The sequence below is a fragment of the Segatella hominis genome (genome assembly GCF_004535825.1).
GTDB lineage: Bacteria > Bacteroidota > Bacteroidia > Bacteroidales > Bacteroidaceae > Prevotella > Prevotella hominis.
This window is the reverse complement of the sequence record NZ_SGVY01000069.1, coordinates 1-14,463: the sequence shown is the minus strand read 5'-3', so window position 1 is coordinate 14,463 and position 14,463 is coordinate 1. Positions and strand designations below refer to the sequence as shown.

Genomic DNA, 14,463 nt, shown 5'->3' with positions numbered 1-14,463 from the left:
AGTTTTGCTTGTCTTCTTTTCGCAACACTAAGGTAAGTGAAAATTCTGACATGGCAAAATCCTGGGCAACTTTTTGTTGCTCAGGCACTTATAAATAATGTTAAACTATAGTGTTGCGGAATTAAGGAAGATAAGGAGTATTCTCCTAATAATCAAAATGGGTGACTACTATGAAGCCTTTTGTTTCATTTGAACCGAAACTCACTCTAAGAAATACAAGAGGTTTGTCAGGGAAATTAAAATGAAAGCCAACAGAAGAAAGATATAAAAGCGTTCTCTCTTGATGAAGTCACGAAAGCTATAGCGAGCCTTCCAATGATTCTCAAGATACATCCTGTACTCATGTATCATGGCATATCCCAAGATAATACCTAATATGAGTACAGACACCCCGATGATGATCAGGGCTAATTCTATCCTTGGCATAGTTTCTAACATTTCTTTCATGGCACAAATATAGTGTTTTTCATTCAAAAAAGGTGTCGCATTCCTATGTTCAGGTGTCTACTTCCTATGTTTTAGGTGTCTACTTCGTAGGAAGTAGACACCCATTTTAACGATTTATTCCTTTTTATTATGCGTTTTTCTGGTATTTTCTTCTCGCCATTCGGTAGGCGTACAACCTTCCTTTGACTTGAATATCCGGTACAGATAGGTACGGGCAGAGAAGCCACACTCGGCAGAAATAATGTCATTACTATAGTCTGGAAATTCCAACATCATCTTCTTTGCCGCATTGAAACGTATATCACCAAGCCATATTCTGAATGTAGTTTTCAGATACTGGTCGAAGAATACAGATAACTCATCCTTGGAGATACAAAGTGTGCGAGATAGGGTAAGCATATTCACAGTACTGTCCTTATATCCTAAATTCGCACACCATGCATCAAGACTCTTCTGGATGAAATCTCTGCGCTCATCGGAAAGTGATCGTAAAGATTCTGTACCACTATCAGTAGAGGTCTGCTGTTTAGCAGAAATTGCCCCCCCAGACCAATATTTTACTCTCGTCAAAGCATTGGTTTCCTCTTCTTTATCCAAGAGTTCTTCGGTAGGGATATAACTGCTGCCGAGAGCGATAAACGTAAGATTGAAGAACAACAAGGCAAGCAATACAGCTGGACCTACTATATATAATAAGGTGGTAGAAAAGATGGCGACCGGCATAGCGAGAACTGCGAGCCAGAGAATAATGACACTGGCTCGGGAATATCTCACGTAAGGCAACATATCCGTTGCAGCCATTGTTTCCAACAAGTTTCTGCGCCTGATCATCTCCTGAATAATCATGTATATGCAATAGAAAACACTTGCGCAAAACAGAGCCAGCATCAGATAAAGCCCTTCTCTGATATACAGGCTATGATGGAGACTGATACCCACGCAAAAGACCAAGATAATGGCAGCATAAATACCACTGCACATCAGAATCATCTTCCTGAGGTTGGAACGGGTGGTTTCTATGTTATAGATTCCTATAGAGATAAGCGAGAAGCAGGGGGTATAGATGAGGATGTTGATGACCGCCCCTAAATTATCGTGCATGGCTCGGAATCCGAAAGTCATCTGTATCACATATTGTATCGCCAATCCTATTAAGGCGATAACAATCATCCATCGTGAACGCTCATACCGCTTGTTCTCCCATCTTACATGCAGATGAGAGAGTGCCACGAAGAAGGCATTGACGAGCATGAATATGAAACATGCAAACTGAAATAGAAATAATGAATCCATACGCTTCTTATCTTTTGTTTACTTTCTTGTATTTTTGACATCTTTCTTTGCCATACATTATTATAAAATAAGTAAATACGCTTGCAAAAGTACGATAATAATTTCAGAAAAAAGAACAATAGCCTCAAAATCTTTTACTGAAAGAAGATTAACAGAAGAGGGTGTGTCATGGACTGATGACACACCCTCTTTCATGTTTATTATACAAGCCTATTTATCTTATGAAAGGCGTACAACTATTCAAGTATTACAAGAGAGAATTGAACTTCTCCTGAAGGGTAGCCTTAGAAGCTGCACCCACAAACTTGTCAACCAACTCACCACCTTTGAAGAACAAGATAGTAGGGATATTGCGAACACCGAATTCCATAGCAATGTCATCATTCTCCTCAACATCACACTTACCTACTACCAACTTACCATCATACTCGTTGGCGAGTTCAGAAACGATAGGAGCAATCTGGCGGCAAGGACCGCACCATGTTGCCCACAAATCTACTACCAATGGGAGCTCACCATTCTTGTAGCTCTCAAAATTGTCATTTGTAATTGTTACTTCCATTTTATTCTATATTAATATTATTATAAATATGATATGTCTCACTGCAAACCGTATGCCAATTTTATTTAATTGATATGGTATGACATTTTAGGGTGCGCCTCAATATATTGTATCAGTTCCTTGCCCACATTGACAGTCTTATCTTGCGCCCGGAACATGATGAAGGTATTGCTCTCCACATCATGTATCTGAAAATACAATTGAGTTTTCCCTGCCAGATCATCTTTCAACATCGTATTGAAATCATTGATAACTGTATCATCAACGATATCACTATCCAGCGTAATCGTCAATTTCTCGATACGGTTTTCTTTAATCGTCTGCATGTAATCAATACTGTTGATCTTGAATTCCAGATAATTACTATGGGCATATCTTGGAGCGCATTTTGCAGTAACATAGACTGTACTTCCTTCTACGAGCATACCACGCCATTGTCCCCAATCTTCACCAAAGAGAGCCAATTCTCCAGAACCCTCAAAATCTTCCAGTGTTACAAATCCACAAGGCTTGCCAGTTTTGGTAAACGTTGATCTCAGCGCAGTAACGATACCGCCAAAGACAATTTCTGCCTTTTTGGACAAGGCCTCCTTGTCGCCCAATTCTGTACAATGCGTATTGCACATCGAATGGAGAACGATACTATAATCATCCAGCGGATGAGCAGACAGATAAATACCTACCAGTTCACGTTCCTTATTCAATTTCTCGATCGTGCTCCATGGCTCTCCCTTAGGAATAGGAGGAGTTGCAATTTCTACCGCTTCCACTCCACCGAAGAGAGAAGTCACAGCTTCCTGCTGTTCACGCTGGTAGAGCTGTCCATACTTCACTAAAGTATCCAGGAAGACATTTCCCTTGGAATCCTTGGCAAAGAAATCCTCTCTTGGGATTCCGAAACTGTCGAAACCACCACTCAGCGCAAGACTTTCAAAAGCCTTACGATTCACATTAGAGAAATCTACTCTTTGGGCAAAATCGAAGATATCTTTATAGGCACCATTCTTCTCACGCTCTGCCACAATGGCATCAGCCGCTGGAGCACCCATACCCTTGATGGCAGAAAGACCGAAACGGATCTCGCCATGCTCGTTCACACCAAATGCACGGTAACTCTCATTGATATCCGGACCCAACGTCTTGATATTCATAGACTGGCATTCCTCCATCAACTTCGTAATCTCAGTAATCTGAGAAAAACGGCGAGTCATAAGCGCAGCCATATATTCGGCAGGATAATGCGCCTTCATATATGCCGTCTGGTAAGCCACCCAGGAATAACAGGTTGCATGCGATTTGTTGAAAGCATAGGAAGCAAACTTTTCCCAGTCGCCCCAAATTTTCTCAAGAACGGCAGGATCATGACCATTTTCCTGACCTTGCTTGATGAACTTAGGCTTCATCGCATCTACAATATCCTTCTTCTTCTTACCCATCGCCTTACGCAAGGCATCAGACTCACCACGAGTGAAGTTGGCAAGCTGACGGGAAAGAAGCATCACCTGCTCCTGATAGACCGTGATACCATACGTATCCTTCAGATACTTTTCCATACATGGAATATCATACTTGATTTCTTCCTGTCCGTTCTTTCGGGCAATAAAAGATGGGATATAATCCATAGGTCCCGGACGATAGAGCGCATTCATCGCAATCAAGTCTTCAAAGACCGTAGGCTTCAACTCGCGCAGATACTTCTGCATACCAGGCGACTCAAACTGGAAAGTACCAATGGTCTGACCACGCTGATAGAGTTCATAAGTCAGCTTATCATCAATCGGTATTGTATCCAAATCAACATCTTCACCTAATGTCTGCTTTACTACCTTGCAGGCCTCCTTCAACTCGGAAAGTGTCTTCAGACCCAAGAAGTCCATCTTGATCAAACCGGTAGATTCAATCACGTGGCCATCATATTGGGTAACGGCAGTCTTCAGTCCAGGGAAATCCGGGTCATCAGCAGTTGAAACCGGCACCCAATTACTAATCGGGTCTCGACAGATAATGAATCCACAAGCATGAATACCTGTACCTCGTATCGTACCTTCAAGCATTTTGGCATACTTGATGGTATTGCTTTCACGAGGATCAGCAGAAAACTCCGCATCCCTCAATGCCGGCGTATATTTGATGGCATTGGTCAAGTTCATCTTAGCTCCATCAGGCAATCGGTCAGGGATAGCCTTACAGAGTGCATTTGCCTTATCCAGAGGAAGTTTCTCTACACGGGCAACATCCTTGATGGAATTCTTGGTTGCCATACTACCATAAGTGATAATATGCGCACAATTCTCATGCCCATACTTATCCATCACCCATCGGAGCACTTTTCCACGACCATCATCATCAAAGTCGGTATCAATATCAGGAAGATTGACACGGTCTGGATTCAAGAAACGCTCAAACAGCAAGTCATATTTCAATGGGTCTATCTTGGTAATACCCAAACAGTAAGCTACCACAGAACCTGCGGCAGAACCACGACCCGGACCTACAACAACCCCCAATTCTTCACGTGCTGCACGAATAAAGTCGGACACAATCAAGAAGTAACCAGGAAAACCCATCGTCTTCATGACATGCAACTCAAAGTTGACATGCTCATCGACATTTTCCGGCAAAGGATCACCATATAATTTCTTGGCACCCTCGTAAGCAAGGTGCTTCAGATATTCCGCCTCAAACTTAATACGGTATATTTTGTCGTAACCGCCCAAGCGGTCTATCACTTTCTGTCCTTCTTCAGGCGGCAACTGGTTCTCCCCATTCTCATCAGAAGTAAATTCCTTGTAAAGATCTTCTTCTGACACCTTCTCACGCAACTGTTCCTCGGTACCGAAAGTCTCCGGAATCGGGAAGAACGGCATGATAGGTCCATGGTCGATACTATAGATTTCCACCTTATTATATATATCGAGCGTATTGGACAAGGCTTCAGGAATATCAGAGAACACTTCATTCATCTCCTCCCGAGTCTTAAACCATTCCTGCTTAGAATATCGCATACGATTCGGATCATCCAGATCCTTACCTGTAGCAAGACAGAGCAAATGGTCGTGAGCCTCAGCTGTTTCCTTATCCTCAAAGTGACAGTCGTTGGTACAGATCAGTTTAATGCCATATTCCTTGGCAAATTCTATGAGCACCTTATTGGCACGCTGCTGCAAGTCGTAGGCCTCACGATTGGCAAGGATACGTGGATCATCAGGCACTTTGTGGCGCTGCAATTCCAAATAGTAATCATCACCGAAAAGATTATGATACCATTCACAAGCCTCGCGTGCACCTTCGATATCACCATCCAGAATCTTCTTAGGAACCTCGCCAGCAATACAAGCCGAACAGACAATCAGATCCTCATGATATTTCTCCAAATCGGCACGATCCGTACGTGGGCGCATATAATATCCGTCCACCCATGAATTGCTGACCAATTTGATGAGGTTTTTGTAACCATTGTAATTCTTCGCCAAAACGATGAGGTGATAACCACTCATATCACCCCTGTTTTTATCACGATCCTCTTTTCTTCGATGGGCTACATACATCTCACAACCAATAATAGGCTTAAAAGGTTCCAGACCTTCTTTTTTTCTACCCTTATTGACTTTTCCGCAATAATCGGTCAGTTCCTTGATGCCAAACATGACACCATGATCGGTAACGGCCATACCCTTCATGCCGTCCTTGACAGCCTTGTCAACAAGATGGGGAATCTTGGACTGACCATCAAGGATGGAATACTGTGTATGGACATGTAAATGTATGAAATCTTCCATTTTTTATACTAAAAAGCGAATTTTGAGTTCAAAGTTACTGCTAAAAGTTGACATAACCAAAAGAAATTGCGGAAAAATTTGCGAAAATGACAAAAATAATGTACCTTTGCACTGATAAAAACTTAATATCTCCATAATGGGACAGAAAATAAAGAAACTGAAAAAGATAAGATTGCACCGTGAAGGTACCGACCAGCTGATTTACGGTATCATTGCTATCATAGCAATTGCGGTGATATTGTGGAATGCCTTTGACAACAAAATACCATTTTGGTCTTTCTCTGTAGTCATGGGTATTGTGTATTGTATCGTGCTTAACTTCTATCGTTGCCCTATACGTTACCTGAACGTAGAAGACACCGAAAAATTAGTCGTGGCTCCTGCCGATGGCAAGATTGTAGTCATTGAAGAAGTTGACCACGCACCTTACTTCAATGATAAGCGCATGATGGTTTCCATCTTCATGAGCTTATGGAATGTGCATGCCAACTGGTTCCCTGTTGACGGCAAGGTGAAATTCGTGAAACACGTAGATGGCAATTACCACAAAGCGTGGCTTCCTAAGGCGAGCGAAGAAAACGAGCACTCCGATGTCATGATTACTACTCCTGATGGCGTGGATATATTATGCCGTCAGATTGCTGGTGCCGTGGCACGCCGTATCGTTACTTATGCCAAGGAAGGTGAAGAATGCTATATTGATGAGCATCTGGGATTCATCAAGTTGGGTTCCAGAGTTGATGTATATCTGCCTGTAGGTACCGAGATTTGCGTCAAGATGGGGCAATCTACGACAGGCGACCAGACCATCATCGCCAAATTGAAATAGTTTTCGGGCAAGTTGAGCCATTCAACTACTGATCATCATATATAAAAATGAATATAAAGAAACATATTCCTAACACGATTACCTGTTGTAACCTCGTATCTGGTTGCATCGCAACATCGTATGCTTTCGGAGGAGCACCCAAGATGGCACTTCTCTGGATTATCATAGGTGCAGTATTTGACTTTTTTGATGGCATGAGCGCCAGATTACTTCATGTTTCATCACCTATAGGAAAAGAGCTTGACTCTCTTGCTGATGATGTAACATTTGGAGTTGCTCCTTCAACCATCGTTTTTTCACAACTTTTCGTGATGGAGTATCCGGCAATCTTAGAGCCATTACGTTCATGGTTACCTTATACTGCATTCATCATCGCAGCCTTCTCTGCCCTGAGATTGGCAAAGTTCAATCTCGATGAGCGACAGACGACATCATTCATTGGTGTTCCGACTCCTGCCAATGCGCTGTTTTGGGGATCGCTGATAGTCAGTAGTCCTTCATGGCTTACCAACAACAGTTGGTCTGTGGCTATCATCTTGGCAATGATTCTCATCACCAGTTTCTTGCTTGTATGTGAATTGCCACTCTTTGCTCTGAAATTCAAGCAATGGTCATTCAAAGGTAACGAAGTCAAGTATTTCTTTATAGGTCTGACCGTTATCATTCTTGCCGGCTCTGTATTCACAGAGGGCGCTATCGGATTTCTTCAGGCCTGGTGGATTATCATACTTGCCTATGTGATTCTTTCTGTGATTCTGTATTTAAAGAAGAAATAAAACAATAGCCTATAGTTTACTTATACGTGAAACTATAGGCTATTTTCATACAAGGAAAAGAATGGAATAAAGGAATTAATTGTGTACTAAGGTACCAATCTCCTCACCATCCATTACCTTTTTCAAGTTACCTACGACATCCATATTGAATACATAGATAGGGAGATTATTCTCCTTGCACATCGTTGTTGCAGTAAGGTCCATTACCTTCAATCCCTTCGTATAAATCTCATCGTAAGTAATATCAGAGAACTTAGTAGCAGTAGGGTCTTTCTCAGGGTCGGCGGTATAGATGCCATCCACACGTGTACCTTTCAGCATCACGTCTGCCTCTATTTCAATACCACGCAGAGAAGAACCGGTATCAGTAGTAAAGTAAGGGCTACCAGTACCAGCAGAGAAGATACAAATATAACCCTCCTCCATAGCCTCAATAGCTTTCCACTTGGTATAGAACTCACCGATTGGTTCCATACGGATAGCCGTAAGCACTTTGTTCTTTACGCCCAAAGCTCCAAGCGCACTACTCAAGGCAAGAGAGTTGATGACCGTAGCACACATACCCATCTGGTCACCTTTGACACGGTCGAAACCCTTTTGGCTTCCACTCAATCCACGGAAGATATTACCACCACCAATGACGATACCTATCTGAACTCCCATTTCATGTACTTCCTTGATTTGTTTTGCATAATCACTAAGACGCTCCGGATCAATACCGAAACTCTGTTTACCCATCAAGCTTTCACCGCTCAATTTCAAAAGGATTCTTTTAAACTTAGCCATGTTTTATATGAATTAAAATTAATAATTTACGTTTTTTCCTACTATTCTTAGAGTTGCTTTATTCCCTGACAATACTGATTTCGCCAAAAGCATACGAACGGATTCTTCCCTGTCTATCATGCAAAATCAAATGGCCATCATCCTCAACCTCAACCAAGGCGCCTTCAAATTCACCATCTGCATCCCGATAAGGATGGAAGCCCTTTCTGCGATACAGAGACAAATGATAGATTCCCGACACGTCCATATAGTCAGCACGGCGCAGCAATTCATAATACTTTTCGAATCCATCAAGGATTTTCTTCAAGACTTCATCACGATCCACCTCATGTCCAAGAATCTGAGCTAAGGAAACCGGATTAGGAGCATCACTATGAAAGACAAGCTGATTGACATTTAATCCTATGCCAAAAACACAACTCTTGATGCCCTTGGAGTCGATTGTATTTTCTATCAGCGTACCACTGATTTTCTGATCGTTCCAATAGACATCATTAGGCCATTTCAATGTGATGTTCTCCACATAAGAATCCAATGCATCCTTGACAGCAAGAGCACCAGCCATAGACAAGACAAACTGGCGACGCACAGGAATCCAATGAGGATACACCTTGATACTGAAAAGCAGGTTTTTCCCTTTTTCACTTTCCCAGGTATGCGTACCCTGTCCTTTGCCAGCCGACTGATAGTCAGCAACAGCGACAATCATTTCTTCATCACCCTCCTCACGATAATTTTTAAGATACCGATTGGTAGAGTCAATCTCTTCTAATCTTATAATTTTTGTTTTCATTTCACCTTATATTAATAATAGTGGCATTTAGCTTTCAAGAGAGACAAAATAGTATAACCCATATTACTTATAGTAGTAAGGGGTTGAAAGCATCCTCTATCCAGTCAATACTCTCAACATGAGGACGCATACCGATAACAGAAATAATATCAAAGCGAATCTCGCAATCAATCATATTCTGTTTTACGTATGCATTAGCAGCAATAGCAATATTACGCATTTTGGTAGTATTGACGGCTTCCTCTGGTTGCAGATATACATCATTCCGGCGGGTTTTTACTTCTACAAAGACGAGTAATTTGCCATCTTCTTTCAAGGCGATGATATCCAAGTCTCGCTTCCCTACTCTCCAATCCCGCTCAAGAATAGTAAATCCCTTCCGTTGCAGGAAACGGGCAGCTTCATCTTCACCCCACTTACCCAATTCATTATGTTCTGCCATATCTATACCAATTCGTCATTTCATTCTTTTATATGCTGCATGAGTCATGAAGCATAATTTATTTGCAAAAATAACACTTTTCCTTTTAACGTCAAACTTTTTATTGCTTTTTTTTAAGAACAAAACGGTTTCTTTCAAAAAAGGTTTTATATTATTTTGTTTTATCTCGCTTTTCCATTAATTTTGCACCCAAAACAGCAGGGAAATCTTTGTAAAAAAAAGAAAACCTGTAAGAAATCAGATAAAAACAGACAGGAAATCACAAAAAAGATAATATGGAAGAACAAAAGAAAAAAGACGAGGAATACATGAAGAAAGCAATACTCGAAGCACAAAAAGCCTTCGAGGAGGATGAGATTCCGGTAGGAGCCATCATCGTATGCAGAGACAGAATCATATCCCGTGCCCATAATCTGACAGAAATGCTTTGCGATGTAACAGCACATGCAGAAATGCAAGCTATTACATCAGGAGCCAATATGCTTGGCGGTAAATATCTGAAAGACTGTACGCTCTACGTTACGGTAGAACCTTGCGTGATGTGCGCAGGAGCTATCGGATGGGCTCAAATATCCAGAGTCGTCTATGGCGCAGCTGATGAGAAAAGAGGTTACTCCAAATTTGCTCCCAACGCTCTGCATCCCAAAACGACTGTCACTTCAGGTGTATTGGAAGAAGAATGCAGATTGCTCATGCAGGATTTTTTCGGAAGAAAAAGATAAAGAGTCGGTACAAGAAGCTGGACAAGAAGAATTCAACTGAAGAGATTCGTCTGAAAGAATTTCGATAAAAAGAACTCGAAAGAATAAAAGAACTCGGCATAAATATGGTAAACAATAACGCTTCCCACATTTATGCCGAGATTTTATGAATAACACGAAGGAATCAAAACTCCTTCATTTTCTGTATAATCCTTATTTAACAAGCACAACCAGATACTTGCTGGTGCTCCAGAAAATATGTGGATTAGTAATGCGCAATGTGTACTGCTTATTGGCATCACGTACCAGTGTATAACTGCTTGATGGATGAGCTGTCATCAATTTAGCAGACTTAGAGTAGAGCTTGATTTCTGTAGTATTACGGATATCAATCTTGGTGAAGTAATTCTTATTGAAATTACCATTCATCACCTTGCCGTTCTCTAAAATACGCTGACCCTTCAATTCCTTCTTTGTACCAAATACATACCAAGCTGTATTCAGCTGCTTGTCCTGTGCATTGATAGTCTCAGTCTTCTTCTGACTTTCAGTCTTCAAGTTGCTGACATTGGTATTCAAATTATTGACAGACTCATCGAGTTCCATGATATGAATATCCTTCTTGTCCAATTCCTCACGGAGAGTCTGGAGCTGCTTCTCCTTCTCTACCAACTGAGCCTGAAGACCCTCGATAGTCTTCTTCAACTGAGTAGCGTTCAAAGAACTGCCTTCCAATTTCTTCTGAAGTTTTGCAATCAGCTCTTTGTTCTTTTTCATTTGAGCAGCGATGAACTGTATATCTTCTTTCATCTTCTGCTTACTGCTTGTACCCTCTCCGTTCTTAGCCAAAGCAACACGTCCCTCAGCCTCGCTAATCTGGCGAAGACCTTCCTGAACCTCATTGAAGGTACCCATCATGTCATTAATCTCACTATCTCTTTGAGCAATTACCTCATTGAGCGAATCTGCAAGATGCACATTAGCCGATTCTGGACTGTTTTTTCCATCCTTACAACCAGTTACTAACAAGGCCGCGCAGCAGACGATAAAAAATAATTTTTTCATAATCTTTCTCCTTTTAATTTTGATACTTATTCATTTTACGTTCTTCACGTCGCTTTTCTTTCATTTCTTCCTTAAGTTGCTTAGGATCCTTACCGGCAAGCACAATTACGAACTCGCCTCTTGGCTCCACTTCCTCAAAATGAGCAATCACTTCTGCCAAAGTACCTCTGACACTTTCTTCGTGTATCTTTGAGATTTCACGGCAGCAACTTACTTGTCTGTCTTCACCAAATACCTCAGCAAACTGCTGCAAGGTCTTTACCACACGATAAGGCGATTCATAGAAAATCATCGTGCGAGTTTCATTTTGCAAAGACTCCAGATAAGTCTGTCTCCCCTTCTTTTGGGGAATAAAGCCCTCGAAACAGAATCTGTCACAAGGTAAACCAGATGAGACAATGGCAGGAATGCAGGCCGTAGGACCAGGCAAAGTCTGAACGGTTATCCCCGCTTTAGCAGCCTCACGTGCCAAATAAAAGCCGGGATCGCTGATTCCAGGAGTACCAGCATCCGAGATGAGTGCTATGGTTTCACCCGCCTTCAAGCGTTCTACAACAGAAGCCGAAGTGCCATGTTCATTAAACTTATGATGCGCCATCAATCTGTTTTTGATGTCGAAATGCTTCAGTAGGACGCTCGATGTTCGAGTGTCCTCGGCGAGAATCAAATCAGCTTCTTTCAAGACTCTGATAGCTCGCATTGTCATGTCCTCCATATTGCCAACAGGAGTCGGTACGATATATAATATGCCCATACGGGGTACAAATGTAGTTAAATAATCTTTCTAAGCAAAAAAAAAACGATTTTCTTTGCATTTTTTAAAACCTTATTGCTAATTTTGCCACGAAATGACAGAAAATCTACTTGGGGAGACACACCGTCCCGGCAGAATTGAAGTGGTGTGCGGATCTATGTTCTCTGGAAAAACAGAAGAATTAATCCGAAGAATGAAGCGAGCAAAGTTCGCCAAGCAGAAGGTGGAAATCTTCAAACCTTCCATCGATACGCGCTACTCAGATGAAGAAGTTGTGAGCCATGACCAGAACTCTATCCGGTCAACTCCAATTGAATCCTCTGGGTCTTTGCTCTTATTGGCTTCAGACATCGATGTGGTCGGTATTGATGAAGCCCAGTTTTTTGACAATGGCCTCGTTGAAGTTTGCAACGAACTGGCTAACCGTGGCATCAGAGTCATCGTTGCCGGATTGGATATGGACTTCAAGGGAGTTCCTTTCGGCCCGATTCCTGCCTTGTGTGCCATCGCAGACGAGGTTACCAAAGTGCATGCCATCTGCGTGAAGTGTGGCGCCTTGGCTTACGTAAGCCATCGTCTGGTGAACAATGAGCGAAGAGTTCTGCTCGGCGAAAAAGACGAATATGAGCCTTTGTGTCGAGAATGTTACCAGAAAGCACTGAAAGGAGAAGATTAAAATTCTCCAAGGAATCATGCCTAACTCTACATTATTATATAATACTTATGGCAAAGGAAATCACATTTGACAAATTTATCCGTTGGACAGGCATTGTGCTCATTATAGGAGCTGTGCTCTTTGTTACCAACTATTTAAGTAGCGTACTCTTACCATTCTTCATCGCTTGGTTTTTCGCTTACTTACTTTATCCTGTAGTCAAGTTCATAGAAAACAAGTTGCACGTTAAGGTGAGAGCTTTGTCTATCATCATAGCCATGCTGCTTGCCATTGGTGTCATCGGTGGAGTTATCTGGATGATTATCCCTCCTATGATTGACCAGTTTGACAAACTGGGCGATGTGCTGACTAAATGGCTGCACCAGACCACCCATACCAACAACCTCACAGCGCTCATCAAGGACTGGATACAGGAGAATCAGGGGCAAATAGAGAAATTCATGAAGAGCAAGGATTTTTCCGATGCCATCAAGAGTGCCATGCCTAAGGTTTTCTCCGTAGTAGGACAAACAGCAAATATCATTCTGAGCATCATCGCTTCGATGATTACATTATTATATATGTTCTTTATCCTGCTCGATTATGAAACCCTTACCGCCAATTGGATACGAATCTTCCCTAAAAAGAGCCGTCCTTTCTGGCAAGAACTGATGAAGGATGTAGAACGCGAAATGAATAACTATATTCGTGGTCAGGGAATGGTGGCATTATGCATGGGCATCATGTTCTGTATCGGATTTACGATTATCGGTTTTCCAATGGCTATAGGTTTGGGCATCCTGATTGGAATCATGGACTTAGTACCATACCTCCATACCTTTGCACTCATCCCTACCGCCTTCCTTGCCATGCTCAAGGCGGCAGATACGGGCCAGAACTTCTGGTTGGTATTCGGATTAGCCTTCCTGGTATTCTGTGTAGTACAGATTATAACCGACATGGTGGTGACACCTAAGATTATGGGTAAGGCAATGGGACTGAATCCTGCCATTTTGCTCTTGAGTCTTTCTGTATGGGGTGCTTTATTAGGATTCATTGGCTTGATCGTAGCCCTTCCTCTTACCACACTTCTCATCGCCTATTGGCAGAGATATGTGACCAGAGAGAAGCCTCATTATGAAAACTACCAGACTCCGGAAGAAGCCGCCAATGAACTGAAAACGCCTTCCAAAGTGCCTTCTGAGGAATAAAAAGTAAAGAAAAACGAGAAAAATGCGAGTTTTTTACAAAAAATCTGCTTTTTATTTGGTGGATTCAAAAAAAAGCTATACCTTTGCACTCGCTTTTGAAACATAAAGTTGGAGATTGACTCGCTAGCTCAGCTGGTAGAGCACAACACTTTTAATGTTGGGGTCATGGGTTCGAGCCCCATGCGAGTCACAATCCTAAAAAAGACTTCCAAAATATTGGAAGTCTTTTTTGTTTTATCATCATCCTTAATTCCGCAACACTATAATTTAACTTTATTTATAAGTTCCTGAGCAACAAAAAGTTGCCCAGGATTTTGCCATGTCAGAATTTTCACTTATCTTAGTGTTGCAAAAAGAAAACAAGCAAAAC

General features: G+C 41.8%; 14 protein-coding genes and 1 tRNA gene. 6 read left to right on the top strand and 9 right to left on the bottom strand.

Features of this window, described 5'->3' with window-relative positions:
* Positions 1 to 201: 201 nt before the first annotated feature.
* The 4 genes from EXN75_RS15810 to dnaE all read right to left on the bottom strand — a co-directional run bounded on the left by EXN75_RS15810 (position 202) and on the right by dnaE (position 6,081).
* Positions 202 to 426, bottom strand: coding sequence for a hypothetical protein (locus EXN75_RS15810; protein WP_233524774.1), 225 nt, complete (start codon positions 424 to 426; stop codon positions 202 to 204).
* Between the two features lie 135 nt (positions 427 to 561).
* On the bottom strand, positions 562 to 1,740 hold the full coding sequence (locus tag EXN75_RS18380; RefSeq protein ID WP_246031448.1) for a helix-turn-helix domain-containing protein: 1,179 nt from the start codon (positions 1,738 to 1,740) through the stop codon (positions 562 to 564).
* Positions 1,741 to 1,987: 247 nt separating this feature from the next.
* Positions 1,988 to 2,302: a thioredoxin gene (gene trxA, locus EXN75_RS15800; RefSeq protein WP_022110070.1), complete on the bottom strand. Its 315-nt coding sequence runs from the start codon at positions 2,300 to 2,302 to the stop codon at positions 1,988 to 1,990.
* Positions 2,303 to 2,367: 65 nt separating this feature from the next.
* Positions 2,368 to 6,081: a DNA polymerase III subunit alpha gene (gene dnaE / locus EXN75_RS15795; RefSeq protein WP_134844545.1), complete on the bottom strand. Its 3,714-nt coding sequence runs from the start codon at positions 6,079 to 6,081 to the stop codon at positions 2,368 to 2,370.
* Between the two features lie 136 nt (positions 6,082 to 6,217).
* Between dnaE and EXN75_RS15790 the strand changes: the two genes are divergently transcribed.
* Positions 6,218 to 6,910, top strand: coding sequence for a phosphatidylserine decarboxylase family protein (locus tag EXN75_RS15790; RefSeq protein ID WP_134844544.1), 693 nt, complete (start codon positions 6,218 to 6,220; stop codon positions 6,908 to 6,910).
* Between the two features lie 47 nt (positions 6,911 to 6,957).
* Positions 6,958 to 7,686, top strand: coding sequence for a CDP-diacylglycerol--serine O-phosphatidyltransferase (pssA, locus tag EXN75_RS15785; protein WP_134844543.1), 729 nt, complete (start codon positions 6,958 to 6,960; stop codon positions 7,684 to 7,686).
* Positions 7,687 to 7,761: 75 nt separating this feature from the next.
* Here pssA and pyrH read toward each other — a convergent pair whose 3' ends face one another.
* The 3 genes from pyrH to EXN75_RS15770 all read right to left on the bottom strand — a co-directional run bounded on the left by pyrH (position 7,762) and on the right by EXN75_RS15770 (position 9,707).
* On the bottom strand, positions 7,762 to 8,472 hold the full coding sequence (gene pyrH, locus EXN75_RS15780) for a UMP kinase (protein WP_118117182.1): 711 nt from the start codon (positions 8,470 to 8,472) through the stop codon (positions 7,762 to 7,764).
* 58 nt (positions 8,473 to 8,530) lie between these two features.
* Entirely contained in the window at positions 8,531 to 9,265 is a 735-nt protein-coding gene (locus EXN75_RS15775; RefSeq protein ID WP_134844542.1) for a biotin--[acetyl-CoA-carboxylase] ligase, read from the bottom strand.
* 67 nt (positions 9,266 to 9,332) lie between these two features.
* Positions 9,333 to 9,707: a YraN family protein gene (locus EXN75_RS15770; protein WP_022110064.1), complete on the bottom strand. Its 375-nt coding sequence runs from the start codon at positions 9,705 to 9,707 to the stop codon at positions 9,333 to 9,335.
* 275 nt (positions 9,708 to 9,982) lie between these two features.
* Between EXN75_RS15770 and EXN75_RS15765 the strand changes: the two genes are divergently transcribed.
* Positions 9,983 to 10,429: a nucleoside deaminase gene (locus EXN75_RS15765; protein WP_022110063.1), complete on the top strand. Its 447-nt coding sequence runs from the start codon at positions 9,983 to 9,985 to the stop codon at positions 10,427 to 10,429.
* A 192-nt stretch (positions 10,430 to 10,621) separates the two neighbouring features.
* Here EXN75_RS15765 and EXN75_RS15760 read toward each other — a convergent pair whose 3' ends face one another.
* Together EXN75_RS15760 and rsmI are read right to left on the bottom strand one after the other, a co-directional pair.
* Positions 10,622 to 11,473, bottom strand: a complete 852-nt coding sequence (locus tag EXN75_RS15760) for a Cbp1 family collagen-binding glycoprotein adhesin (protein WP_134844541.1) — start codon at positions 11,471 to 11,473, stop codon at positions 10,622 to 10,624.
* A gap of 13 nt (positions 11,474 to 11,486) precedes the next feature.
* Complete coding sequence (gene rsmI, locus EXN75_RS15755; RefSeq protein WP_022110061.1) at positions 11,487 to 12,227, bottom strand: 16S rRNA (cytidine(1402)-2'-O)-methyltransferase; 741 nt, start codon at positions 12,225 to 12,227, stop codon at positions 11,487 to 11,489.
* Between the two features lie 94 nt (positions 12,228 to 12,321).
* On the opposite strand from rsmI, the gene EXN75_RS15750 reads away from it, so the two are divergent.
* The 3 genes from EXN75_RS15750 (at position 12,322) to EXN75_RS15740 (ending at position 14,283) form a co-directional block, all read left to right on the top strand.
* Positions 12,322 to 12,903 (top strand): thymidine kinase, encoded by a 582-nt coding sequence (locus EXN75_RS15750; protein ID WP_134844540.1) that lies wholly within the window; start codon positions 12,322 to 12,324, stop codon positions 12,901 to 12,903.
* A 47-nt stretch (positions 12,904 to 12,950) separates the two neighbouring features.
* On the top strand, positions 12,951 to 14,093 hold the full coding sequence (locus EXN75_RS15745) for an AI-2E family transporter (RefSeq protein ID WP_134844539.1): 1,143 nt from the start codon (positions 12,951 to 12,953) through the stop codon (positions 14,091 to 14,093).
* Between the two features lie 117 nt (positions 14,094 to 14,210).
* A tRNA-Lys gene (locus tag EXN75_RS15740) sits at positions 14,211 to 14,283 on the top strand.
* Positions 14,284 to 14,463: the final 180 nt, after the last annotated feature.